Source organism: Arthrobacter sp. H-02-3 (assembly GCF_003097355.1).
Classification (GTDB): domain Bacteria; phylum Actinomycetota; class Actinomycetes; order Actinomycetales; family Micrococcaceae; genus Arthrobacter; species Arthrobacter humicola.
On record NZ_PYUI01000009.1, the window covers coordinates 18,721 to 42,603 of the forward strand.

The following is a 23,883-nucleotide window of genomic DNA, read 5'->3' on the forward strand; positions in this document are numbered from 1 at the left end:
GCCGAAGAATCGGGTGGAATCCTGAAGAAAATGAGAGAAACCTTCGAATCGTGTAAATTTTGTGTCTCAACTCACAAAATGCAACGTTTCACCGAATGATTGTCTGGTTGAATCTAGGAATCAGCAAAGCGTGCCGCCCGACGAGTCCTTCGTTTCACTTCGGGCTGCGCTAGAACGCATCGAACAGAAAGTTCACAGATGGCAATGAACAAAAAGGCCTGGCAGAGCGTCATCGCGCTGGCCGGGGTTTCCGCCTTTGCACTGACGGCCTGCACCGGGCCGTCCGGCGGCACTGGCGGGTCATCAGCCGCGGCAAGCGGTCCGATCGCCTATGGCACCACGGACAAGGTCACCGCCTTGGATCCCGCGGGCTCGTACGACAACGGTTCGTTCATGGTGATGAACCAGATTTACTCCTTCCTGCTCAACTCGAAGCCGGGCAGCGCCGATCCCGTTCCCGACCTGGCCGAGTCCGCGTCCTTCACCTCGCCGACCGAATACACGGTCAAGCTCAAGCCGGGTCTCAAGTGGGCCAACGGCCACACGCTCGACTCCAAGGACGTCAAGTTCTCCTTCGACCGGCAGATCAAGATCAACGATCCCGCCGGCCCCGCCAGCCTGCTGGCCAATGTGGAAAGCGTCACCGCCCCCGATGCCAACACCGTCGTCTTCAAGTTGAAGCTGGCCAACGACCAGACCTTCGCGCAGATCCTCAGCAGCCCCGCCGCGCCGATCGTGGACGATGAAGTCTTCCCGGCCGACAAGCTGCTTGACGACGACTCGATCGTCAAGGCCAAGGCGTTCTACGGCCAGTACACGATCGACACGTACAAGAAGAATGAGCTGATCAGCTTCAAGGCGTTCCCTGACTACCAGGGCGTCCTCGGCAAGCCCGCCAACGATGCCGCCACGATCAAGTACTACGCGGACCCCACCAACATGAAGCTGGACGTCCAGCAGGGCAACATCGACGTCGCAAACCGCAGCCTGAGCGCCACGGACATCGATGACCTGAAGAAGGACTCCAAGGTCAAGGTCAACGTGGGCCCGGGTGGCGAAATCCGCTACATCACGTTCAACTTCGACACCATGCCGTTCGGTGCGAAGGCGCCGGACGCCGATCCGGCCAAGGCCACGGCCGTCCGCCAGGCCATCGCCAACCTCGTTGACCGCCAGGCTATCGCGGACCAGGTCTACAAGGGCACCTATCTGCCCCTGTACTCCAACGTTCCCAGCGGCTTCCTCGGCGCCAACGAGTCGTTCAAGGACGCTTACGGTGACGCCGGCAAGCCCAGCCTGGACAAGGCCAAGAAGGTCCTGACCGACGCCGGTGTGACCACGCCCGTGTCGCTGAACCTGCAGTACAACCCGGACCACTACGGCAAGTCCTCCGGCGATGAATACGCCATGATCAAGGACCAGCTGGAGAAGTCCGGTTTGTTCAAGGTCAACCTGCAGTCCACCGAATGGGTGACTTACAGCAAGGCCAGCCGCGCCGATGAATACCCGCTGTTCCAGTTTGGCTGGTTCCCGGACTTCAGCGATGCCGACAACTACCTGACACCGTTCTTCCCGGACGGCGGCTTCCTGAAGAACCACTACAACAACCCCACTGTCACGGATCTGATCAACAAGCAGCTCACCACCGTCGACAAGACTGAACGCGAGTCCACGATCAAGGATGCGCAGAATGCCCTCGCCAAGGACATCTCCACGCTTCCCTTGCTCCAGGGCGCGCAGGTTGCCATTTCCGGCAGCGGCGTCAAGGGTGTCGATACCACCCTCGATGCCTCCTTCAAGTTCCGTTTGGGAACTGTTTCCAAGTAGGGCTGCAACCCTGCTGTCCTGACCAGCCTGCGAGGCGGGGCGCCCTCGAGGCGCCCCGCCTTTGCTGGTCATTGCCGCATCTTGCAGTTCACGCCGGCCGGCCCATGGCCGCGAAAGCACAATCTTAGGTACCAATGACAACATTGATAGAGGCGCCGCCAAGCGACGCCGACGGACTCCTTCCGTCCAAGAAAAAATCCTCAGGTGGGGGCCTGGGGACCTACATCCTGATCCGGTTCTTCCTGATCATTCCGACCATTTTCATCCTGGTGACCCTGGTCTTCTTCCTGATGCGGGTCATCGGCGACCCCATCACCGCCGCCCAGGGCGGCAGGCTTCCCCCGGAGGCGCTGGCGCAGCGCATTCACGATGCCGGGTACGACCGCCCGATCCTGATTCAGTACCTGGAATACGTTGGGCAGGTGGCGACCGGCAACTTCGGCACCACCATCACCGACCGCCGACCCGTTGTTGAAATGCTCGCAACCTTCGGCGCGGCGACCCTTGAATTGGCCATCAATGCCCTCATCGTGGCGCTTTTGGTCGGCATCCCCCTCGGCCTCCTCGCCGCCTACAAGCGCGACAAGGCACCCGACGCCGTCCTGCGGTTCTTCGCCATCCTCTGCTACGCCACCCCGGTGTTCTTCGCCGGTCTGCTGATGAAGCTGACCTTCTCCGTCTGGCTCGGCTGGCTGCCCGTGGCGGGACGGGCCTCCACGAGGACCGAACTGGCCATGGGAAGCCTGGCCGCGCCGACCGGGATCTATTGGCTGGATGCGCTGCGCAGCGGCAACATGGCCGCGCTCGGCGACATCGGGGCGCATTCGATCCTCCCCGCGGTCACCCTGGGCCTACTGACGGCAGGGGTCTTCCTCCGGCTGGTCCGCACCAACGTCATCGGTACGCTGGGCAAGGATTACGTCGAGGCCGGCAGGTCCCGCGGCGTCAGCAATTTCCGACTCGTGACCAAGCATGCGTACAAGCCTGCCCTCATCCCGATCATCACGGTCATGGGGCTCCAGATTGCACTCCTGCTGGGCGGGGCCGTCCTTACGGAGTCCACCTTTGAGTGGAAGGGCCTCGGCTACCAGCTGGTGCAATACCTGAACTCCCGCGACTTCGTCGCCGTCCAGGGCATCGTCGTGCTGCTGGCCGTCATCGTTGCCATCACGAACTTCATCGTGGACGTCGTCGCAGCCCTGATCGATCCGCGAGTGAGGTACTAGCCATGAACGCAACCACAGTAAGCGGGCGCAAGCAGCCCCTCCTTTACCGCCTGCCGGTCATCTCGCATTTCCGCACGAGCGTCGGGCTGCAACGCGGCATGCTCGTCACCGGCCTGGTGCTGGCTGTCCTCTTCCTGCTAACGGCGGCGCTGGCGCCGATCATCGCCCCCTACGGCTTTGCCCAGCTCAGCGACGCGTCCGGGACCTTCCCCGCACAGCAGCCCCCCAGTCCTGCCCACATTTGGGGCACTACGGTGAGCGGCTACGACGTCTTCTCCCGCGTGATCTGGGGCGCCCAGACGGCGTTCGTCGTGATCATCGTCGCCGTCGTGATGTCGATCTTCCTCGGCGTCGCGCTTGGCCTGCTCAGCGGCTACTTCGGCGGCTGGCTGGACCGGACGCTCGTTGTGATCGCGGACGCGATCTACGCTTTCCCTTCGCTCCTGCTGGCCATCGTGATGTCAATCGTCATCAACCACGGCCAGTCCAGTTTCTGGGGCGGCATCCTTGCCTGCTCCATCTCCATCTCGGTGGTGTTCGTCCCGCAGTACTTCCGCGTCATCCGTGCCGAGACCATCCGGCTGAAGGCAGAGCCGTACGTCGAATCAGCCAAGGTGGTGGGTGCATCCAGCGTCCGCATCATGGGCCGCCACATCTTCAAGAACGCGACCCGCACGCTGCCGCTGATCTTCACGCTGAATGCCTCCGAGGCGATCCTGACCCTGGCGGGGCTCGGCTTCCTGGGGTTCGGCATCGAACCGTCCTCCGCCGCCGAGTGGGGCTACGACCTCAACAAGGCCATAGCTGACGCCTCGTCGGGCATCTGGTGGACCGGTGTCTACCCCGGTACGGCGATCGTGCTGACCGTTCTCGGTCTGACCCTCGTCGGTGAGAGCATGAACGATCTCAACGATCCACGGCTCAGGGGCCGCAAGAAAGCCGGAAGCAAGGTTCCTGCCGGGGGCCCCGGCTCCACCGCCGGCGCGCAGGCCGCCCTTGAAGCAGAAGCGAGAATGCCATGACCACCAACATCGACCGGCCGGGCACAGGCTCCGGCCCCGTCCTGGACATCGACCACCTCAAGGTCACGTTCGCAACCGACAGCGGCGACGTCTTCGCCGTCAAGGACGTCAGCCTTGAGGTCAACCCCGGCGAGGTCCTCGCCATCGTTGGCGAATCGGGATCCGGCAAGACCGTGACTGCCAAGACCATCCTGGGGCTCCTGCCGGAAACGGCAACCAGCCAGGGCGCTGTGCTGATCAACGGCAACAACGTCATCACCGTCAGCGCGGCCAAGCTGCGGCAGATCCGCGGCCGCGACGTCGCCATGGTGTTCCAGGAACCATCCACGGCACTCAACCCGGTCTACACCGTCGGCTGGCAGATTGCCGAAGGCATCCGGGCGCACGCCGACACCAGCGGCCACAAGATCTCAGCCAAGGAGGCCAAGGCGCGGGCCGTCGAAGCCCTCCGAAAGGTGGGCATCCCGGACCCGGAGACACGGGTCAACTACTACCCGCACCAGTTCTCGGGCGGCCAGAAGCAACGCGTCGTGATTGCCGCCGCACTGGCCCTGAACCCTGGCCTTATTGTGGCCGACGAGCCGACGACCGCCCTGGACGTCACCGTCCAGGCGGAAATCCTGGAACTGCTGCGGGACCTGCGCGACAAGTACGGCACGTCCATCGTGCTGATCACCCACAACATGGGCGTTGTCGCCGACCTCGCCGACCGCGTGGTCGTCATGTACCAGGGCGACGTCGTGGAGGAGGCTTCCTCGCGGGTCCTGTTCGCCCAGCCCAAGGAGGACTACACCAAGAAGCTCCTGGCAGCCGTCCCGCACCTGGGCCGCAATTCGGCGTCCGAAGGCATGACGGAACGCGCCCACCAGGGCGGCAAAGTGCTGGTCGAGGCCAAAGACCTGACCATCGAGTATCCGGGGCGGCTGGGCAGCCCTGCCTTCAAGGCCGTCGACGGCGTCACCTTCACCGTGTCCGAAGGCGAAGTCTTCGGCCTCGTGGGGGAGTCGGGCTCCGGCAAGACCACGATCGGCCGCGCGATCGCCGGCCTCAACCGGACCACCGGCGGCAGCCTCAAGGTGCTGGGCTACGAAATGCTGAACTTCAAGGAGCGCACCTTCAAACCGCTCCGCAAGGAGATCGGCTTCGTGTTCCAGGACCCGGCCGCCTCCTTCAACCCGCAGCTGACTATCGGCGACTGCGTGGCGGAACCGCTGATCATCCACTCCAACCCGAGTCCGGCCGAGGCGCGCAAGCGGGTGGGTGAGCTGCTCGAATCCGTGCAGCTGCCGGCGTCGTACGCTGACCGGTTCCCGCATGAACTCTCCGGCGGGCAGCGCCAGCGCGCCTCCCTGGCACGGGCGCTCATCCTGAACCCGAAGCTGCTCATCGCCGATGAGCCGACCTCGGCCCTGGACGTCTCCGTGCAGGCCGTTGTACTGGAACTGTTCAAGGAGATCCAGCAGCAATTCGGCTTCGCGTGCCTGTTCATCAGCCACGACCTTGCCGTCGTGGACATGCTCTCCCACTGGGTCGGCGTGCTCTACAAGGGCAAGATGGTGGAGCAGGGCCTCGGCAACCAGGTCATGGGCAACCCGCAGCACGACTACACGAAGAAGCTCATCGCCTCGCTGCCCGTTCCGGATCCGGACGAACAGGCCAGGCGACGCGAGGCCTTCCGGGCTGTGCTGCACAGCTAACTGCGGAAGCCTGCCTGCCGGACCGGTGCCGGCCGGACCGGTGCCGGCCGGTCCGGTTCTCCGCCCGCAGGGGACACCGCCAATGAACATGCCCGCCGTTCGCCACGAACGGTGGGCATGTCCATTTTGTGTCCGGCTTTGTGCCCTATTTTGTGCATGACATTGTGTTCGGCTTGTGCGCGGTTCTTTGCCTGCCCGTTTGCCTCCCTATTTGCCTGCGGCCCGCGCCTGCAACGGTGCTTAACAGCAGAAAGCATTAGCCGCCGTGCCCCTAGACTGGGTCAATGACCGAGCAGAACCTCAATCTTCCTGACACCGATTCCTACGACCCGGCGGCAAGTTCCCTAGCCGGTTCGGTGGATCCTGCGGTGATGGCGGAGCTGTTGTCGATCCGCTCCAGCATCGACAACATCGATGCCACCCTCGTTTTCCTCCTCGCCGAGCGCTTCAAGGCCACCCAGAAGGTCGGCTTCCTCAAGGCCGCGCACAAACTTCCCGCCGGGGACCCCGGCCGTGAAGCGGCGCAGATCGCCCGGTTGCGGCACCTCGCCGCCGAGGCCCATCTGGACCCGGCCTTCGCGGAGAAGTTCCTGAACTTCATCATCGGCGAGGTCATCCGCCACCACGAGGCCATTGCCGAGGACCACCAAGCAGCCGCCCAGGCCGCCGGCCCGGCGGACGCCGACCGTACCGCAAACGCATAGCCATGGCCGCAGCAGCGTTGCCCGCCCCCGGCCAAGTCACCGCGACGGGCCTGGGTCCGTGGCCCGGCGAGGACCCGGCCGAGGCCGCCCGCATCATCCGCGGTGAACTGGGCAGCCCTCACCTGCCGTTCCTGGCCGAGCTTCCCGACCGCGGCGTCGGCTCCGATGCCCTGGGCCGCACCGCATCCCTGCTTGTGGAACTCGCCGTCGACGTCCAGCCACACGGGTGGCGGCTCGTTGACCGTCCTGGCAAGGACCTGCAGCGGGCGAAGTCGGCGTTGTCCACCGACATTAACGTCCTCGCGGACGTAATCGGGGCCGAGGAAGCGCCCTCGGACGATATCAAAATCCAACTGCGCGGGCCGCTCAGCCTGGCCGCCGGCCTCCACCTCCACAACGGGGAGCGGGCACTGATTGACTACGGCGCCCGGCGGGAGATTGCGGAATCGCTCGCAGCCGGCGTGGAAGGCTACCTCAAGCGCGTGGCCGCGGCCGCCCCGGGTGCCCGGATCGTGGTCCAGATCGACGAGCCGGACATCGCCTCCGTGCTGGCCGGCACCATTCCCACCTCCAGCGGGTACCGGACGCTGCGCTCTGTGCCGGGCCGGGAAGTCACCGAGTCCTGGCAGCTGGTCATCGACGCTCTCCGCGCCGCGGGCGCCGTCGAAACCGTGGTGGCCGTCTCGGAGGTCGAGGCGCCGTTTGAGCGGATCCTGGCGGCGGGCGCGGACGGAATCGCCGTCCCGCTCCGGGCACTGACCTCGCGCCAGTGGGAACAGCTCGCCGGCGCCGTGGAGGCCGGAAAACGGCTCTGGGCCGGGGCGCTGGACGTGGCAGACCCCGCCGCGGCGCTGCCCAAGGTCCGCGACGTCGTGGAAAACGTGTGGCGGCCCTGGCGGCAGCTGGGTCTTCCCGCATCCACGTTGGGCGCGCTCAGGGTCACGCCGTCGGACGGGCTGGCACGGCACTCGCCCGCCGCGGCGACCGAGGTCCTGACCCGGCTGACCCAGGTGGCTGACGGGCTCAACCAGCTCGCCCACGGCTAGCAGCCTTCCGGGACTATTGGGACTGGCGGAACTGCCGGGTCAGACCCTGCTCTCCCAGCCGTCCGGGCGGGCATACCCGGGCAGGTAGCCCGGCGCCGTGCCACCGGCGGGGTAGGGCTCGAGCCGGTAGTCGAAATGGCCGGCGTACACCAGCACCAGGCCGAGCTGGGGCTGGATCACCTTGACCTGGATGCGGTGCCGGCCGCCGTCCTGAGGCTCCCACCACTGTTCGGCATAGGCCTTGGCGTCGAGGGCGGCCGGCAGCGGAATCCGCAGGGGTCCCAGGAACAGGCGGGACGCCTCGGACACGCCGCGGAGCCTGCCTTCCGGCGTGACGCTGAGGTTGAGGTCGGTGACGAGCCGCCGGAACCGGCCCACATAGTCCACGAGTCCCGGCCTGGCCCGGGAGTCGTCAAAGCTCGTGGTGTCGTGGAACAGCCGGGTGGTTCCCGGGAAGAAGATCTCCCGCCGGGCGGTCAGGCTTGACCTGCCGAACGGGTCCAGGTGGGCGTGGTTCTCGATCCGGAAACGAACGCCCTCGCCGTAGTCGGGGAAGAAGGCCTGCTCGCCGGCGGTGAGCCGCAGGAGGGGGCGCAGCCACGCCTGGCGGCAGCCGACGACGTCGAACACCCCCTCGCCGACGCCGTAGTGGCCGGATCCCGGCGCCAGGGAGAAGTACGCTTGGAGTTCCGGCTGCAGTCGGGCAAAGTCACTGCCCAGGGCGCGCTCATAAATGGGGGTGTTCACGGGTTCCTCCTGCGGTCCGGGGCCGGTTCACTGGGCCTGTCCACAGCATGCAGGACAACGCGGCAATTGTCACAACGTCCGGCGTACCAGCATGGTCCCGGCGGCCGCGGCACGCCCGCCTGCGCCATGCCGGAAGGCCGTCCGATACGACAAAGAGAATTCAATGGGGGAATATATAACTATGAAGGCACGCATTCTGGTAGTGGATGATGACGAGGCGCTCGCCGAGATGATCGGTATTGTGCTGCGCAATGACGGCTTTGAACCCGTCTTTTGCGCCGACGGTGGACAGGCGCTGGACGTGTTCCGCTCCTCCAAGCCGGACCTCGTCCTGCTCGACCTCATGCTGCCCGGGATGGACGGCATTGAGGTCTGCCGCCAGGTCCGCGCCGAATCTGACGTGCCGATCGTGATGCTCACTGCCAAAGCGGATACCTCGGACGTCGTCCGCGGCCTCGAGTCCGGTGCCGATGACTACGTGCCCAAGCCGTTCAAGCCCGCCGAGCTCGTGGCCCGGGTCCGGGCACGGCTCCGTCCGGGGGACCAGAAGGCCCCGGAAACCCTGCGCATCGCAGACGTCACGATCGACGTCGCCGGCCACCTGGTCAGCCGCGGCAACGACCGGATTTCCCTGACGCCGCTGGAATTCGACCTACTCGTCGCCCTGGCCCGCAAGCCGTGGCAGGTGTTCACCCGTGAACTTCTCCTTGAGCAGGTCTGGGGTTACCGGCACGCCGCCGACACCAGGCTGGTCAATGTCCATGTCCAACGGCTGAGGTCCAAGATCGAACGCGACCCCGAGGCCCCCGAAGTTGTATTGACGGTCCGTGGTGTCGGCTATAAAGCAGGTTCCTGAGCCTGCGGACCGCAGCGTCGCACAGGCCGCCGGGCCGGAATCCGGGCACGACACGACTCCGGACATGACTCCGGACATGACGCGAGGCGAAGCGCCCGCTGTATCGTCCGCATCCCATGAGGCCGCACCGGGCGTGCCGAAATCTGCCGTGCCTGGATCCGGCGTATCTGAATCCGGCGAGCCGGAATCCCAGGAGCCGGAATCGCCGTCTGCCGGCCCCGGCAGTCGGGGACCGTGGCGCGGGCTCGCCTTCCGGACCTGGCTATGGGCCAAACGCGCGAGGATCGTTGGGGTTCGGGTCGCGCGCTTGGTCCGCACCGGGGCCGGCAGCCTCCTGCCCGGCATCCGTTACCTGCTCCGCGCAGTACAGCGGAAATGGCGGCGTTCGCTGCAGTTCCGGACCGTCCTGACCACGCTCCTGCTGGCCATCGGCTCGTTCGCCGTCGTGGGCGCCTACCTGTCCAACCAGATCGCCAATAACCTTTTCCAGGAACGGCTTGCGCAGGCCGAGTCGGAGACCCGCTACAACGTCAAGCAGGTCCAGGACACGTTCGACGGCGCCCAGGTCACCGACCAGTCCAGCGTCATCACCCTGGTCTATGACACCCTGAACGCCGTCGAAGGCCGCGGGTCCGTGATTCAGCGGCGCTATGTCTTCGAAGCGATGCCGGAGCAGACCAAGCCGCGCAACCGCTGGGTCGAATCCCGGGCCTCAGACCAGCTCACCATCGCCGTCATCCCCCCGGAGCTGCGCAAGGCCGTGCAGGACTCGGGCAAGGACCAGTACTGGGCGTCAACCCAGTTCCCCGTGGGGACCGAGGACCGGCCCGGCATCGCGGTCGGCAACAAGGTGACCTTCAACGGCACCGTCTACGAGCTCTACCTCATCTATGACCTCAACACGGCGCAGAAGACGCTGGACGAGATCCAGAACGTGCTGCTGGCCGGCGGTGCCCTTTTGGTCCTCATGATCGGCGGCGTCGCCTGGTACGTCACCCGAAACGTGGTCAGCCCGGTCAGCCACGCCGCCGTCGTCTCCGAAAAGCTCGCGGCCGGGCAGCTGCAGGAGCGCATGGTGGTCAAGGGCGAGGACGAGGTCGCCCGGCTCGGGGCCTCGTTCAACCACATGGCGGCAAGCCTCCAGGAGCAGATCACCCAGCTGGCCACGCTCTCGCAAATGCAGCAGCGGTTCGTCTCCGACGTGTCGCACGAGCTCCGCACCCCGCTCACCACGGTCCGCATGGCCGCGGAGGTGCTCTACGACGCCCGCGAGGACTTCGACCCCATCAACAAACGCTCCGCTGAACTGCTCTATAACCAGGTGGAACGGTTCCAGTCGCTCCTGGCGGACCTGCTGGAAATCTCCCGCTTTGATGCGGGCGCCGCCACTCTCGACGCCGAACCCACGGACATCGTCCAGCTCGTCGCCCACGTCATCGAGGGAGTGGCGCCCGTCGCCGCCGAATACGGGTCCGCCGTCACCCTCAACGCACCGGCCGGTAGCATCATCGTCGACATGGACGACCGCAGGATCGACCGCATCCTGCGCAACCTGGTCCTGAACGCCCTTGAACACGGCGAGGGCCGCCCGGTGAACATCTCCGTGGCCGCCAACGACACCGCGGTGGCCGTCGCCGTGCGCGACCACGGAATCGGCATGACACCGGCCGAGGCCGCCCGCGTCTTCGACCGCTTCTGGCGCGCCGACCCTGCCCGCGCCCGCACTACCGGAGGCAGCGGGCTGGGACTGTCGATCGCCGCCGAAGACACCAAGCTCCACGACGGCTGGCTGCAGGCGTGGGGGAGCAAGGGCAACGGGTCAAACTTCCGGCTGACCCTTCCCCTGCGCCGCGACGAGCCGATCACCCGGTCTCCGCTCCAGCTGGAACCGGTCAACGTCGGGCTCCCGGGGCCCGGCAGCCAGCGAACAGTGCTGCTCCTGGACCGGCCGCCGGCCGCCGCGGTACCGGCAGCAGATACACCGGCAGGAACACAGGGCAAACCCGACGGCGGGACCGGCGCCGACGACTTCATGGCGGACGGTGTGGCTGGCGACGGCGCTACCGGCGTCGGCGGGGCGAGCCCGGGCGGCGGCGCGGCCGGCCTCCGGGGCCGTGGAACGGAAGGCAGGGCATGAGCAGTGTTTCCATTTCCGGCAAATTCACCAGGGTAGGGGCGGCGCTGCTGGCCGTCGTCCTGCTGCTGTTGACCTCGTGCGCCCAGATTCCGCGCTCCGGCCCGGTGGGCAAGAGCAAGGATGAGAGCGCCGGAAACCCCAATGCCCCCGTGTTCTTCCCGGCAGCGCCGCGTCCGGGCGCCGGGCCCGAGGCGGTCATTGAGGACTTCTACCTGGCCGGAAGCGGCTATGAAGACGATTACGCCGTCGCCCGGCAGTACCTCACCCAGGCGTCATCGGTGACATGGAAGCCGGACCAGCGGGCTCTTGTTTTCCGGAAGGCCTCGGTGGTGGCCACCGGCGTCGAAAACGTCTTCAACTACCAGCTCGACCTCGCCTATTCGGTGGATGCCGACGGCGTGGCGACACAACTTCCCGAGGGCACCACAGAGAACATACCCGTCACGCTGACCCAGGTGGACGGCGAGTGGCGGATCTCGGATCTCCCGGACGGCACAGCGATTCCGGAAGAGACCTTCAAAGTCATCTACGGCGCCTACCCGATCTATTTCTACGACCCCACCTTCACCTACGCCGTGCCCGATGTCCGGTGGTTCATCCGCAAGAAAACCGTCAAGGCCATGACGAGCGCACTGCTCGGCGGCCCGGCCCCCTACCTCAAGGGCGCCGTCGTCAGCGCCTTCCCGTCGGGCATCAAGCTGGCGCGGGAGTCTGTGCCCGTGGTCTCCGGCGCCGCCCAGGTGGATCTCACGGCCAAGGACCTCGTCGACGCCTCCAACGAGGACCGGCTGCGGATGCAAACGCAGCTGGCCCTGACGTTCCGCAGCCAGCCGGATGTCATCAACGTCGAGCTCCGGGCTAACCAGGATCTGGTGCGCGTCGAGGACAACGGAACGGTCCTGCCTCCGGTCCGCGACGAAAGCGTCCCCGGCTATCAGATCGCCGTCAGCAACAACGACCTGGTCCGGTACGAGAACAACCGGCTTTCACCCCTGCCGGATATCCGGTCCGTCGCGGCCCTGTCGCCGCGGGCGCCGGCGGAATCCGCCGAGTCACAGGCTGCTGCGTTCCTCAACGCCGACCGCACAACGCTGTACTCGATCGTTCCCGGCCAGCCGGCCAGGGCCCTGACCACGCGGGCCACCCTCTCCCGGCCTTCGTTCGGCCGGTACGACTGGGTCTGGACCGCCGGGCCGGGCGCTGCCGGCGCCACCGAAGTGGTTGCCTTCCGGCCGGTCGGTGTGGCGGAGAGCGGAAACGTACCCACCGTGACCCTGACCCCGGGATGGCTTGCCGGCCGGACCGTCAAGGAGTTCCGGATATCCCGGGACGGCACGCGTGCACTGGTCATTTCCCAGCAGAACGGCAAAAGCCTGGTTCAGATCACCGGGATCATCCGGAACACGGACGGCACCCCAAGGGATCTGACCGTACCCCTGACGCTTCTGACGCCCCGGGATCCGGACCAGGGCGTGTGGGTGGATGACACCACAGTCGCGGTCATGAAGGCCTCCGCCAGCGACGCCGTCACTCCCGAGTTGTTGTCCCTGACCTCCACCCAGCCGCAGCAGCTGGCGTCGTGGCCCGGGCTGACTGCCCTCAGCGCAGGAAACGGGCCATCTGAGATCTATGGCCAGTCCGCGGAAGGGATCTTCCAGAGGCTGGGCAACGGCTGGTCGCCGCAGCTCAAGGGCCCCATCGACCCGTCTTTCCCGGGCTGACCACGGATGTGAGACCGCCGGGGTTGTCCACATAGCCTCCCGCGGTGCTACTGGCGTGCGAGTCTCCGGTCCACGATCGGAGAATGATCACTCACACGCCCCATGGTGGCGGAAATGTCGGTGGCGGAAATGTCGGTGGCGGAAATGTCGGGGGCAGAAATGGCGGGGAACACCGTGACGTGCCGGCCCGCCGCAGTCCCCGACGCGCGGGGCCCGATCCTGGGCGGCGACCGGTCGCGGATCCGGACCTGGCCCCGGCTGCACCGACACCGGCAAGGCACCGCGGCGTGTACGCGCGGCCGCTGGCGCGGCTGTCCGACCGGACCGCGGCGGCTGCGGCAGAGGTGCTCGCCCTCGCCATCCCGGTGGAGTGCGTCTGCTGCGGCGCGGAAGACTCTGCACTTTGCGGCGCCTGCGCCCGGCAGGTGCGCCTGCTGACACTCAGGCCGTTCCGGGCCGAGGCCCAGGCGCCGGCCCTGATCGACACGGACGGCTCTGTGCTGCTGCCCGTGGTGGCGGCCGGGGCGTACCGGGCCGAGCTCGCGCAATGCCTCCTGTCCTTCAAGAGCCACGGCCAGGCGCGGCTGGCAGGCGAGCTGGCGCGGGGCCTCGCACGGGCCCTGCACTCCGCGGCAGGGCCGGCGGAGGGACTCGTCCTGGTCCCCGTACCGACCAGCGGCGCCGCCTTCCGCAAGAGGGGGTTCAGCCCCGTCCACCTCCTGCTCCGCCGGCTCGTTCGGGGCGATGAAATCCCCGGGTTCACCGTCGTGGCCGCACTGCGGAAAACCGCGAGGCCCGCGCCGGGCCGGGGAACCCCGGAACTTCCACCACAGACCGTAATGAACGGGTTGAGGCGGGCCGGCGGACAGAAGGGACTGGGCCGGGGGGCCCGCTCCCGGCGCGTGCGGGGAACCATGCGGGCCAGGGCGGCCCCGTGGTCTCCGGCAGTCCTGGGACGGACGTGCATCATCGTTGATGACGTGCTGACCACCGGCGCCACTGTGGCCGAGGCAGCCCGTGCGCTGCGGGCAGCAGGGGCCTTTGTAGGCGGTGCCGTTGTGCTGGCCGCGACACGCCCGCCGGCCACCGCCGACGGTGATGCCTCCGGCCCCGCCGTGGCGGGTGCGACCGGCGTGAAGTAAAAAAATAAACCGGAAAAGGATGAATAACAGGTTGCTATGAACTAACGTCGAAGATGGGTACCAAGAACAGATGTACCTGTCGATAGCGGCTCGGAAAGGGGCTCGACTGTCAGTCAGATCGGCCCCCGGGAAGTACCGCCGTCGTGTCACCGAAGTCATTTGGAGGGCACCATGGAGTTCATGATCAGCGGACGCAACTTGACGGTCTCAGACCGGTTCCGCGAATATGCCGACGAGAAGATCTCAAAGATCGCCTCGTTGGGAGACAAGGTCCAGAGGGTTGACGCGAAGGTCACCAAGGAGACCAAGGCCCGCCAGACCGCAGAATCGCTCACGGTTGAGTTGACAGTCTTGGGACGCGGCCCCGTAATCCGCGCTGAAGCGAGTGCCGCCGACAAGTTCGCTGCCTTCGATCTCGCTTACAACAAGCTTCTTGAACGCCTGCGCAGGGCCAGGGACCGTAGAAAGGTCCATCACGGCCGGCACACCCCAAAGTCCGTTACTGAGGCCACGGCAACGCTGGAGCCCGCAAGCCCCAACGAGCCCCTCTACGTTGAGGCGGCAAATCAGCAGGCGGCCCCTGTCCCGGCTGCAGAGAAGTCGCCCTATGAGGTCGAGAACGACATCCCGGCCGGCGATTCGCCCGTCCTGATCCGCCGGAAGGTGTTCCCCGCAGCCCAGCTCACGCTCGATGACGCCGTGGACAACATGGAACTTGTGGGGCACGACTTCTACCTTTTCGTGGACAAGGAGACCAAGGCGCCGTCGGTCGTATACCGGCGTGACGGCTGGACCTACGGGGTCATCTCCCTGGACCAGACCTGCGAGCCCGGACACTCAAATCTGGAAGAGAAGATCCTCGCCTACCGTTCAGAGGATGAGCCCGCCACCGCATAAGCTGGTGCAGACCATCCAACGAAGGGACTGACGTGCAAGCATCGCTGAGCCTGGCACAGGCACGGCGGATCGCATTGGCAGCCCAGGGATTGGACAAGGAACGGCCCGCCGGACCCGTGACAGCACGGGCGGTGGGCCGTACCTTTGCCCGGCTGCACCTGGTCCAGATCGATTCCGTCAACGTGGTGTCCCGCAGCCATTTCCTGCCGTTCTTCTCCCGGCTGGGCAACTACGACCGCGCCATCCTGCAGCGCATGGCGGGGACCCACCCGCGCCGGATGATGGAGTACTGGGCGCACGAAGCCTGCTTCATCCGGCCGGACCACTTCCACGATCTCGTGCAGTGGCAGAACCGCACATGGGTGGGCGCCCACGCCATGGACCCCGAACTGCGCAACGGCGTGGCGGCGCGGGTGCTGGAAACCCTGGCGGCCGGGCAACCCCTGACCGCCGCCGAACTGACCGCCCGGCTGGGCCACGTGGAGGACCGGCAGCGGGACCAATGGGGCTGGAACTGGAATGCCGTCAAAAGGGTCCTGGAACATCTGTTTGAGGAAGGCCTGGTCTCCGCGGCCTCGCGGACCGAATCGTTCGAACGGCGCTACACCCTCACCGCCAGGGTGCTGCCCGGACCGGGCGGTGAGGCCGCGGCGCAAGCACCGGATGCTGCCGCCGCGATGGACCGGCTGATCGACGCCGCGGCCCGGGCCCACGGCATCGGGACCGTGCGGTGCTTCGCGGACTATTTCCGGACGCCCCAGAAAGCAGCCGCCATGGCCGTCCGGAACCTCGTGGACACTGGCCGGCTGCAGCCGGTCACCGTGGCCGGCTGGGACCGACCCTTGTACCGCCATGTAGAGGCGAAACTGCCGCGGTCAGCCACCGGCCGCGCGCTGGTGAGCCCGTTCGACTCCCTCGTCTTCGAACGCCGGCGGCTTCAGGAGCTCTTCGGCTTCCACTACAGGATAGAGATCTACACCCCTGAACCGAAGAGGCGGTACGGCTACTACGTCCTGCCCTTCCTGCTGCGCGACGCGATCGTCGCGCGGGTGGACCTGAAAGCCGACCGGGCCGGGGGCCTGCTTCTGGTGCGGACCGCCCACGCCGAACCAGCCGCTCCGGAGGACACCGCAGTCGAACTCGCCGCGGAACTGAAGCTCATGGCAGAGTGGCTTGGACTGGGCGGGGTGGTTGTCTCGCCAACCGGGGACCTTGCGCCGGCGCTCGCCGAAGCCGTGGCTGAACCGGTAGACAGCAGTATCCGCTGAGAGGGAACAGGCGCCACCGGCGCTGCGTCTCTCCCGTAGACTAAACACGCCAGAATTCGGCAGCTTGAGACTGGGAGCAACTTCACGTGGCATCACTTATCGAAAAACTTCTCCGCACGGGGGACAAAAAAACCCTGCGGCAACTGCGGAACTATGCCGATTCCATTAATGCCCTGGAAAGCTCCTTCCAAACCTTCACGGACGCTGAGCTCCGTGAGGAAACTGACCGTCTGCGCGAACGCCACCAGGACGGCGAGAAGCTGGACGATCTGTTGCCGGAGGCCTTCGCGGCCGTCCGCGAAGCTTCCTCCCGTACCCTCGGCATGCGCCACTTCGACGTCCAGCTCATGGGCGGTGCCGCCCTGCACCTGGGCAACATCGCCGAAATGAAGACCGGTGAAGGCAAGACCCTGGTGGCCACTGCTCCGGCCTACCTCAATGCCCTCACCGGCAAGGGCGTCCACGTGGTCACCGTGAACGACTACCTCGCCGAATACCAGTCTGACCTCATGGGCCGCGTCTACCGCTTCCTCGGCCTGACCAGCGGTTGCATCCTGTCCAACCAGGACCCGGCACTGCGCCGCGAACAGTATGCCGCGGACATCACCTACGGCACCAACAACGAATTCGGCTTCGACTACCTGCGCGACAACATGGCGTGGGACAGCTCCGAACTCGTCCAGCGCGGCCACCACTTCGCCATCGTCGATGAAGTGGACTCGATCCTGATCGACGAGGCCCGCACCCCGCTCATCATCTCCGGCCCGGCTCAGGGCGACACGAACCGCTGGTACAGCGAATTCGCCAAGGTCGTCACGCGCCTGCAGCCCGAGACCGACTACGAGGTCGACGAGAAGAAGCGCACGGTGGGCGTCCTCGAGGCCGGCATTGAGAAGGTCGAGGACTACCTCGGCATCCACAACCTCTACGAGTCCGCCAACACCCCGCTGATCGGCTTCCTGAACAACGCCATCAAGGCCAAGGAACTCTTCAAGCGCGACAAGGACTACGTCATCCTCGACGGCGAGGTGCTGATCGTCGATGAGCACACCGGCCGCATCCTCGCCGGCCGCCGCTACAACGAGGGCATGCACCAGGCCATCGAAGCCAAGGAAGGCGTCGAGATCAAGGCCGAGAACCAGACGCTTGCCACGGTCACCCTGCAGAACTACTTCCGCATGTATGACAAGCTCGCCGGCATGACCGGCACGGCCGAGACCGAGGCCGCGGAGTTCATGAGCACCTACAAGCTCGGCGTTGTGGCGATCCCGACCAACCGCGACATGCAGCGGATCGACCAGGCCGACCTCGTCTACAAGAACGAGACCGTCAAGTTCGACGCCGTGGTCAAGGACATCGCCGAACGCCACGAAAAGGGCCAGCCGGTGCTGGTCGGCACCACCAGCGTCGAGAAGAGCGAATACCTCTCCCGCCTGCTGGCCAAGGAAGGTGTCCGGCACGAGGTCCTTAACGCCAAGAACCATGCCCGCGAAGCCTCGATCGTGGCCCAGGCAGGCCGCAAGGGCGCCGTCACCGTGGCAACCAACATGGCCGGCCGCGGTACCGACATCATGCTCGGCGGCAACGCCGAGTTCACCGCAGTCGCCGAACTGGCCAAGCGTGGCCTGGACCCCGAGGAAAACTCCGAGGAATACGAGGCCGCCTGGCCCGAGGCTTTCGAGTCCGCCAAACAGGCCGTCAAGGACGAGCACGAGGAAGTCCTCAACCTGGGCGGACTTTACGTGCTCGGCACAGAGCGGCACGAGTCCCGCCGCATCGACAACCAGCTCCGCGGCCGTTCCGGACGCCAGGGCGACCCCGGCGAGTCCCGCTTCTACCTCTCGCTGACCGATGACCTGATGCGCCTGTTCAACTCCGGTGCAGCCGAACGCCTGATGAACAGTTCGGTGCCGGACGACGTCGCACTCGAATCCAAGCTCGTCTCCCGCGCCATCGCCTCGGCCCAGGGCCAGGTGGAAGGCCGCAACGCCGAGCAGCGCAAGAACGTGCTGAAGTACGACGACGTCCTGAACCGCCAGCGCGAGGCCATCTACGGTGACCGGCGCCGCATCCTCGAGGGCGATGACCTCCACGAGAAGGTCCAGTACTTCCTGGAAGACACCATCAACGCGTTCATTGACGCGGCCACGGCCGAGGGCACGGGCGACGACTGGGACTTCAACCTCCTGTGGTCGAACCTCAAGACCCTGTACCCGGTGAGCTTCACGCCGCGCGACGTTATCGACGAGGCCGGCGGCAAATCCCGCATCACGGTTGACTTCCTGAGGGAAGAGATCCTCTCTGACGCCCGTCTGGTCTACCAGGCCCGGGAACAGGCAATCGGCTCCGAAAGCATGCGCGAGCTCGAGCGCCGCGTGGTCCTGTCCGTGATCGGTCGGAAGTGGCAGGAACACCTCTACGAGATGGACTACCTCAAGGAAGGAATCGGGCTGCGCGCCATGGCGCAGCGCGACCCGCTGGTGGAGTACCAGCGCGAGGGCTTCATCATGTTCCAAGCCATGATGGAGGCCATCCGCGAGGAGAGCGTCGGATTCCTGTTCAACCTCGAGGTCGAAGTGACTCCGGCCGAGGACGTTGTGGTGGCGGACGCCGCCGGCCAACATACGGAACACCACGAGCCGCAGATCCACGCCGCGGGACTCGAGGCTCCGGAGAAGCCGGCGCAGCTGCAGTACACCGCCCCCGGTGAAGACGGCGCCGCCCAGACCCGGATCGAGGCGAAGGCTTCCGGACGCTCAGGAAACCCCGCCAAGGCTGCGGCGCAGGACATCGGCCGCCGCACCGCGAAGAAGAAGCGGCGCTAGCAGGCGGCGCCAGGCGCAGGCGCCAGTCGCGGTTGCCGGCGCAGAGGCAAACGCAGGAGGACCGGAACGATTGTTCCGGTCCTCCTGTCGTTGTGCCTCCTTTCCTGGCAAACCGGGTTTCCGCTTCGAACCCGGCCTGCGTATCGTTCCCGCCCCCAGCTGACGGGTTTCCGTTTCCGGTCCCCGGCCGGGCCGCTCAGCCGATCTCCAGGACTGTGACGCGCCAGGCCACGGTGCCGCGCTCGAGCCTCAACGCGACCGCGCGGACCCGCGATTCCTCGACCACCACTGCGCTCGCCTCATAGACGTCATCCGACACCCTGCAGGCCCGGACGGACCGGACCGACGGGTTGCGGTGCAGACGGCCCGCCGTTGGCGAGCTACCGGAGGCGACCCGACGGGTCAGTGCGGCCCGGTGTTGCAGGGCCGCCAGGCACCGGGGGTCCAGCCGGCGGGAGAGCTGTTGCGCGGGCCGCGTGCCGGCCAGGACTTCGATGGCCGCCTGCACCGTGCTGCGGGAGATCGCACAAATCTCATGGTTTTCGTCGACCACGCGCAGGGGCGCCGGGACCGCAGCCGGGCGGGTGGCTGGTGTTGCCGTGCCGGAGACAACCCGGAGGGCGGAGGCGGGCGTGGTCGCCGCGGCGGCGCGGATCCCGGTGACTGGATTCATGACGGTTCCTTTGCTGGGGCTGATGCGGGGTGATCTCTCAGCTGGTGCTGACATGTGGTGCTGACGTGCTGGGGTGACGCGTGATGCGGCGTGTCACTAGATTCCCGGCGGGAGGACAATGATCTGTCCCGGCCGCAGGAAGTGGGGGTTGGCTCCGATAGCTTCACGGTTGTTCGCATACAGCCGTGGCCACTCTTTGGCGATGTCGGCGTCGGACGCGAGCGGTCCCAGCGCGGCCGCGGCGATGCTCCACAGCGAATCACCGGACCGGACGGTGACCTCCCTGGCTGCGCCGGGGGTGTCCTGCGTGCGCACGTGCCGTGCCGTCAGGGGGCCGGCATCCACGACCGGGCTGAGGGGTTTCCACCGGGGATCCACCGCGGAGCCGGTAGCCGGCACCTGCGGCGCCGGGGCGGGCGTCGGGGCAGCGGGCGAAGACGGGGCAGGTTCCGGGGCGCTAGCGGGCATCGCGGCGCGGGCGGGTGTCCAGGATACCGAGACTGCCGCCGGGACGGGCCGGCCGGGATCCGGCACGTCGTGCGCGGTTGCGGCGTTGGCCATCGGAGCGGTCATGAGCTGCAGGCCAACGGCGGCGAGAACCAGCCGGCGCATGAATGCCGGGCTGAAACGCCCCGTGGCGGCCGCCGCGCGGGTCCTGCCGAGACGGTCGAGCAGGGCCGCAGCGACGGCGATGGCGAGGGACAGGACCCACCACGTGATGACGATAAGCCCGGCGGTATTCGCCGCGATCCCCAGTTGGTCCTCGAAGGACAGTGACTGGTGGCGTTCGGAGGCTAAGTGCCAGCGCTGGACGAGGAAGCTTCCGGTGGCGGCCAGGAAGACGCCCAGCATCAGGATCACGGCTGCCATGGCCGCGTCGACCCGGACCGTTTGCCGGGGCCGGGGTTGGGGATTCTGTCCTGTTGTCCGGTCCATCGCTAACCCTCCATCGACCTTCAACATCATTTGATACATTTTGATGTTGTTTGATGTTATTGAGTGAAGTCTGATCCGCGATGGCCACGTTTGTCTAGAGGCAGCTCGCAGCCTGTGGATTGACCGGTGCGGGAGGCGCGCCTACGCTGGCGCAATGCGGTGGGACGCCCTGTTTGACGACATGGAGGCACAGCTGGCCGCGCGCCAGCAGTTGGATTTAGAAGCAGAAATAGCAGAACGCGCACTGGTGGACGCGGCGGGGGTGGAGCTCGCCGACCGGCTGCGCGGGTCCCTGGGACTGGGCATCCGCGTTCACCTGACGTCAGGATCCGCGTTCGAGGGGGTGCTGAGCCACGCGGGCAGCGAGGCCCTGGTCCTTGATGAGCCCCACCACCAGGTGCTCGTTCCCTATGCCGCCGCCGTGCACTATGTTGGCTTGTCGCGGCTGGCGGTGCCCGAACAGTCAAGGGTCCGCCGGCGGTTAGGTTTGGGCAGCGCCCTTCGGGGCCTCGCCAGGAGCCGGGCGCGCGTGACGATTCTTGTCTCGCGGGGGCCGGTGGAGACGGCGTTCCACGGCGTCATTGACACTGTTGGCCGGGATTTCCTGGATCTGGCCCTGGCCCGGGAGGGCGGGGGCCGGCGTCCGGCGAATGACCGGCAGGCGGTGACCATCCCATTTGGCGCCCTGGCGGGCATCAGGTCCGTCAGCGCCGCGGTCGACTAGCCAACCCTGCGGGGTCAGCTCCCGGCGGACTTCGCCTTAGCCTCTTCGATCATGCGGCTGGCCTCGGCGTAGCGTTCCTGGATGTACTGCTCCAGCATCTTCTCCTCAACACGCCACTGGCCGCGGCCGCCCACCTGGATCGCCTTGAGTTCGCCGCTGCGAACGAGTGCGTAGGCAGCCGGGGAGTTGATCTGGAGCTGCTCGGCAACGTCCGCGAGGGTCAGGAATCGGGGCATGTGTCCATTTTGCCACCGTTGGCGTCAATTGGTGCCGTTATCCACAGTTTGCGCCTGTTTGGCCCTACATCTTCCGCCCGGACCGCCGGGGCGTAACAATAGGGGTGCCAGGGGTGCCCGGCATCCCGGGAATGGACGGCGGCGACAGGGGGAGCGGACGCATGAGTGGAAGCGCGGCAGCCGAAGGGGCCCGTTTGAAGAAGCCGTCCTGGAAAGATCCCCGGCTCCTCGTCGGTATCCTGCTGGTCCTGGCATCCGTGGTGGGCGTAGTGTCGCTGGTCGGTGCCGCGGACCAGACCACTGAAGCCTATGCCGCGCGCGAGCCGATCGCCGTCGGCGAGACGCTGACACCTGACAAGCTGCACCGGGTCAAAGTGCGTCTCGGCGAGGTCGAGCAGCTCTACCTGACCCCGGAGTCCGGCCTGGATACCGGCCTCGTGGCAGTGCAACGAATCGGCAAGGACCAGTTGCTGCCGCGCGAAAGCGTCGGGCAGGTCGACCGGCTGGACCGCAAACCCGTCGCCGTCACTGTCGAAGAAAGCCTTCCCGCCCAAGCCGCGGCGGGCTCCCGAGTGGACGTGTGGGTTGCCCTGCCGGATGCCCGGAACGGCTTCAGCGAACCTGCCCTCCTCCTCTCTGGCGCCGAAATTTCCCAGATCACCGAGGGGAGTACAGCCCTCGGGTCTTCCCGCTCGACTGTGGTCATGGTGCTGGTCCCGGACGCCCAGATGCCGAAACTGCTGGGGGCGCAGGCCAACAAGGCCAAGATTGCTGTGGTGTGGAACCCGGGCGGTACCGGGCGATGAGCATACCCGTGGTGACTGTGGGGGACTCACGCGATGATCTGGTGGGAGGCCTGGAACGCCTGCACGGTCCCGTATCCGTTGTCCGGCGGTGCAGTGAGTTGGCCGAACTGCTGGCCGCCTGCCAGAGCGGCCTTGCCCGCGCCGCTGTCGTCGCGGCGGGCAGCGAAGAACTGACGGCCTCTCTCGTGGACCGCCTGTCCGCTGTGGGCGTCGTGGTCATTGCGCTGACCGACAATCCCGGGGAAACGGCCCGCCTGCGGACCATCGGCGTGGCAGCAGAAGCCCGCGGGGTTGACGCCGCGGCCCTTGCGGCACGAATTGCAGCGGCCGTGGCGCAGCTCAGCGGCACGGGAGGCGGGCCGGGAAGTGCCGCACCGGACGGCGACACCTCCGGCATTTCCGCGGGCACGTCCTCGGGCCCTGACGAGGCGGCGCGGCCCTCCGGAGAGCACGTGGCGGGCGCCCCGGGCACTGCCGGGACGGGCCGGATCATTGCGGTCTGGGGCCCGGGCGGCGCGCCGGGCCGGACCTTGGTGGCTGCCAACATCGCCGGTGAGCTGGCCGCGGAAGGACGATCCGTGCTGCTTGTCGACGCCGACAGCTACGGCGCCAGCGTGGCCGCCCTGCTGGGACTGCTCGACGAGGCTGCCGGACTGGCCCAGGCCTGCCGGCTGGCCGACCAGGGCCTGCTGGACGCCGAGGCCCTGCTCCGGGTCGCCACCACGGTGGCGAGCAAAGCCGGGACGTTTCGCGTGCTCACCGGGATCACGAGGGCGGACCGTTGGACGGAATTGCGGGCCGCGGCGCTCACGCTGGTGCTGGAACGGGCAAGGGAGATCGCGGATGTCACCGTGGTGGACACCGGCTTCTGCCTTGAAGCCGATGAGGAGCTCGGCTTTGACACCGGCGCGCCGCGCCGGAACGCGGCGACCCTGAGGAGCCTGGAAATGGCCGATACCGTCTTTGCCGTCGGGGCCGCCGACTCCATCGGAGTGCCACGGCTGGTCCGCGGCCTGGCCGAGCTCCAGGCGGCCGTCCCGCAGGCATCGCCCCAGGTTGTCATGAACAAAGTCAGGGCCGCCGCCGTCGGGCGTTCGCCGGAACGCCAGCTCAGAGAAGCGTGGGCGCGATACGGCCCTTCGGTGCCGTTGTCGGCGTTCTTGCCCTCAGACCCTGCGGCGAGCGACGCCGCCTTGCTGACGGGAACACTCCTGCTCGAATCCGCCCCTGAATCTGAGCTTCGGCGTGCAATCGCCAAAATGGTTTGTGCACCTGCCCAGCGAAATAAGAAATCCTTTGGCTTTTCTTCCACAGCACAGCGCCGGGCAAAGAGCTAGGGTCATCGTAAGGGCCGCAAAGAGGCGGCTGTGAACTTCTTTTATGGAGGCGTTTC

The 23,883-nt window shown here is 66.6% G+C and carries 20 protein-coding genes; 16 read left to right on the plus strand and 4 right to left on the minus strand.

The annotated features are described in order from the left end of the window. The first annotated feature begins 198 nt into the window (after positions 1-198). From C9424_RS10555 to C9424_RS10580, 6 genes are all read left to right on the plus strand, one after another. A complete protein-coding gene (locus C9424_RS10555; RefSeq protein ID WP_116766809.1) occupies positions 199-1,827 on the plus strand; it encodes an ABC transporter substrate-binding protein in 1,629 nt (542 codons plus the stop codon). 134 nt (positions 1,828-1,961) lie between these two features. Continuing rightward, positions 1,962-3,053 (plus strand): ABC transporter permease, encoded by a 1,092-nt coding sequence (locus tag C9424_RS10560; RefSeq protein ID WP_116766810.1) that lies wholly within the window; start codon positions 1,962-1,964, stop codon positions 3,051-3,053. Positions 3,054-3,055: 2 nt separating this feature from the next. Next, positions 3,056-4,075 carry an ABC transporter permease gene (locus C9424_RS10565; RefSeq protein ID WP_116766811.1) on the plus strand — a complete coding sequence of 340 codons (1,020 nt, stop codon included), beginning with the start codon at positions 3,056-3,058 and terminating at the stop codon, positions 4,073-4,075. Continuing rightward, entirely contained in the window at positions 4,072-5,772 is a 1,701-nt protein-coding gene (locus C9424_RS10570; RefSeq protein ID WP_116766812.1) for an ABC transporter ATP-binding protein, read from the plus strand. The genes C9424_RS10565 and C9424_RS10570 overlap by 4 nt, the downstream gene beginning before the upstream one ends. Before the next feature lie 284 nt (positions 5,773-6,056). Then, entirely contained in the window at positions 6,057-6,476 is a 420-nt protein-coding gene (locus tag C9424_RS10575) for a chorismate mutase (RefSeq protein WP_116766813.1), read from the plus strand. A gap of 2 nt (positions 6,477-6,478) precedes the next feature. Then, positions 6,479-7,522 (plus strand): hypothetical protein, encoded by a 1,044-nt coding sequence (locus C9424_RS10580; protein ID WP_116766814.1) that lies wholly within the window; start codon positions 6,479-6,481, stop codon positions 7,520-7,522. Between the two features lie 39 nt (positions 7,523-7,561). Here the strand turns inward: C9424_RS10580 and C9424_RS10585 are convergent, their stop codons facing one another. Continuing rightward, a complete protein-coding gene (locus tag C9424_RS10585; protein ID WP_116766815.1) occupies positions 7,562-8,269 on the minus strand; it encodes a DUF4166 domain-containing protein in 708 nt (235 codons plus the stop codon). 181 nt (positions 8,270-8,450) lie between these two features. Between C9424_RS10585 and mtrA the strand changes: the two genes are divergently transcribed. From mtrA to secA, 7 genes are all read left to right on the plus strand, one after another. Then, entirely contained in the window at positions 8,451-9,125 is a 675-nt protein-coding gene (gene mtrA / locus C9424_RS10590) for an MtrAB system response regulator MtrA (RefSeq protein WP_091249189.1), read from the plus strand. After that, positions 9,100-11,262: an MtrAB system histidine kinase MtrB gene (gene mtrB, locus C9424_RS10595; protein ID WP_442862028.1), complete on the plus strand. Its 2,163-nt coding sequence runs from the start codon at positions 9,100-9,102 to the stop codon at positions 11,260-11,262. The genes mtrA and mtrB overlap by 26 nt, the downstream gene beginning before the upstream one ends. Next, positions 11,259-12,983 carry an LpqB family beta-propeller domain-containing protein gene (locus C9424_RS10600; RefSeq protein WP_116766816.1) on the plus strand — a complete coding sequence of 575 codons (1,725 nt, stop codon included), beginning with the start codon at positions 11,259-11,261 and terminating at the stop codon, positions 12,981-12,983. Before mtrB ends, C9424_RS10600 begins: the two co-directional genes overlap by 4 nt. Before the next feature lie 287 nt (positions 12,984-13,270). Then, complete coding sequence (locus C9424_RS10605) at positions 13,271-14,125, plus strand: ComF family protein (RefSeq protein ID WP_237563400.1); 855 nt, start codon at positions 13,271-13,273, stop codon at positions 14,123-14,125. A 171-nt stretch (positions 14,126-14,296) separates the two neighbouring features. Beyond that, positions 14,297-15,022, plus strand: coding sequence for a ribosome hibernation-promoting factor, HPF/YfiA family (gene hpf, locus C9424_RS10610; protein ID WP_116766818.1), 726 nt, complete (start codon positions 14,297-14,299; stop codon positions 15,020-15,022). 32 nt (positions 15,023-15,054) lie between these two features. Then, the gene (locus tag C9424_RS10615) at positions 15,055-16,290 is read left to right on the plus strand and encodes a winged helix-turn-helix domain-containing protein (protein ID WP_116766819.1); all 1,236 of its coding nucleotides are present in this window, start codon (positions 15,055-15,057) and stop codon (positions 16,288-16,290) included. 86 nt (positions 16,291-16,376) lie between these two features. Beyond that, positions 16,377-19,115 carry a preprotein translocase subunit SecA gene (gene secA / locus C9424_RS10620; RefSeq protein ID WP_116766820.1) on the plus strand — a complete coding sequence of 913 codons (2,739 nt, stop codon included), beginning with the start codon at positions 16,377-16,379 and terminating at the stop codon, positions 19,113-19,115. A 196-nt stretch (positions 19,116-19,311) separates the two neighbouring features. Here the strand turns inward: secA and C9424_RS10625 are convergent, their stop codons facing one another. Both C9424_RS10625 and C9424_RS10630 read right to left on the minus strand, forming a co-directional pair. Next, positions 19,312-19,788 carry an Rv3235 family protein gene (locus C9424_RS10625; RefSeq protein ID WP_116766821.1) on the minus strand — a complete coding sequence of 159 codons (477 nt, stop codon included), beginning with the start codon at positions 19,786-19,788 and terminating at the stop codon, positions 19,312-19,314. Positions 19,789-19,884: 96 nt separating this feature from the next. Further along, positions 19,885-20,724 (minus strand): LysM peptidoglycan-binding domain-containing protein, encoded by an 840-nt coding sequence (locus tag C9424_RS10630; RefSeq protein ID WP_116766822.1) that lies wholly within the window; start codon positions 20,722-20,724, stop codon positions 19,885-19,887. 154 nt (positions 20,725-20,878) lie between these two features. Between C9424_RS10630 and C9424_RS10635 the strand changes: the two genes are divergently transcribed. After that, positions 20,879-21,448, plus strand: coding sequence for a hypothetical protein (locus tag C9424_RS10635; RefSeq protein WP_116766823.1), 570 nt, complete (start codon positions 20,879-20,881; stop codon positions 21,446-21,448). Between the two features lie 14 nt (positions 21,449-21,462). Here C9424_RS10635 and C9424_RS10640 read toward each other — a convergent pair whose 3' ends face one another. Continuing rightward, on the minus strand, positions 21,463-21,684 hold the full coding sequence (locus tag C9424_RS10640; protein WP_018775212.1) for a helix-turn-helix domain-containing protein: 222 nt from the start codon (positions 21,682-21,684) through the stop codon (positions 21,463-21,465). Between the two features lie 161 nt (positions 21,685-21,845). On the opposite strand from C9424_RS10640, the gene C9424_RS10645 reads away from it, so the two are divergent. Then, positions 21,846-22,490 (plus strand): hypothetical protein, encoded by a 645-nt coding sequence (locus C9424_RS10645; protein WP_116766824.1) that lies wholly within the window; start codon positions 21,846-21,848, stop codon positions 22,488-22,490. Further along, positions 22,487-23,827: an AAA family ATPase gene (locus tag C9424_RS10650; protein WP_116766825.1), complete on the plus strand. Its 1,341-nt coding sequence runs from the start codon at positions 22,487-22,489 to the stop codon at positions 23,825-23,827. The genes C9424_RS10645 and C9424_RS10650 overlap by 4 nt, the downstream gene beginning before the upstream one ends. Positions 23,828-23,883: the final 56 nt, after the last annotated feature.

Excerpts from the sequence above, each read along its gene's own strand:
- C9424_RS10555 (WP_116766809.1), top strand. The coding sequence starts at position 199 with ATGGCAATGAACAAAAAGGCCTGGCAGAGCGTCATCGCGCTGGCCGGG.
- C9424_RS10560 (WP_116766810.1), top strand. The coding sequence starts at position 1,962 with ATGACAACATTGATAGAGGCGCCGCCAAGCGACGCCGACGGACTCCTT.
- C9424_RS10565 (WP_116766811.1), top strand. The coding sequence starts at position 3,056 with ATGAACGCAACCACAGTAAGCGGGCGCAAGCAGCCCCTCCTTTACCGC.
- C9424_RS10570 (WP_116766812.1), top strand. The coding sequence starts at position 4,072 with ATGACCACCAACATCGACCGGCCGGGCACAGGCTCCGGCCCCGTCCTG.
- C9424_RS10575 (WP_116766813.1), top strand. The coding sequence starts at position 6,057 with ATGACCGAGCAGAACCTCAATCTTCCTGACACCGATTCCTACGACCCG.
- C9424_RS10580 (WP_116766814.1), top strand. The coding sequence starts at position 6,479 with ATGGCCGCAGCAGCGTTGCCCGCCCCCGGCCAAGTCACCGCGACGGGC.
- mtrA (WP_091249189.1), top strand. The coding sequence starts at position 8,451 with ATGAAGGCACGCATTCTGGTAGTGGATGATGACGAGGCGCTCGCCGAG.
- C9424_RS10600 (WP_116766816.1), top strand. The coding sequence starts at position 11,259 with ATGAGCAGTGTTTCCATTTCCGGCAAATTCACCAGGGTAGGGGCGGCG.
- hpf (WP_116766818.1), top strand. The coding sequence starts at position 14,297 with ATGGAGTTCATGATCAGCGGACGCAACTTGACGGTCTCAGACCGGTTC.
- C9424_RS10625 (WP_116766821.1), bottom strand. The coding sequence starts at position 19,788 with ATGAATCCAGTCACCGGGATCCGCGCCGCCGCGGCGACCACGCCCGCC.
- C9424_RS10630 (WP_116766822.1), bottom strand. The coding sequence starts at position 20,724 with ATGGACCGGACAACAGGACAGAATCCCCAACCCCGGCCCCGGCAAACG.
- C9424_RS10635 (WP_116766823.1), top strand. The coding sequence starts at position 20,879 with ATGCGGTGGGACGCCCTGTTTGACGACATGGAGGCACAGCTGGCCGCG.
- C9424_RS10640 (WP_018775212.1), bottom strand. The coding sequence starts at position 21,684 with ATGCCCCGATTCCTGACCCTCGCGGACGTTGCCGAGCAGCTCCAGATC.
- C9424_RS10645 (WP_116766824.1), top strand. The coding sequence starts at position 21,846 with ATGAGTGGAAGCGCGGCAGCCGAAGGGGCCCGTTTGAAGAAGCCGTCC.
- C9424_RS10650 (WP_116766825.1), top strand. The coding sequence starts at position 22,487 with ATGAGCATACCCGTGGTGACTGTGGGGGACTCACGCGATGATCTGGTG.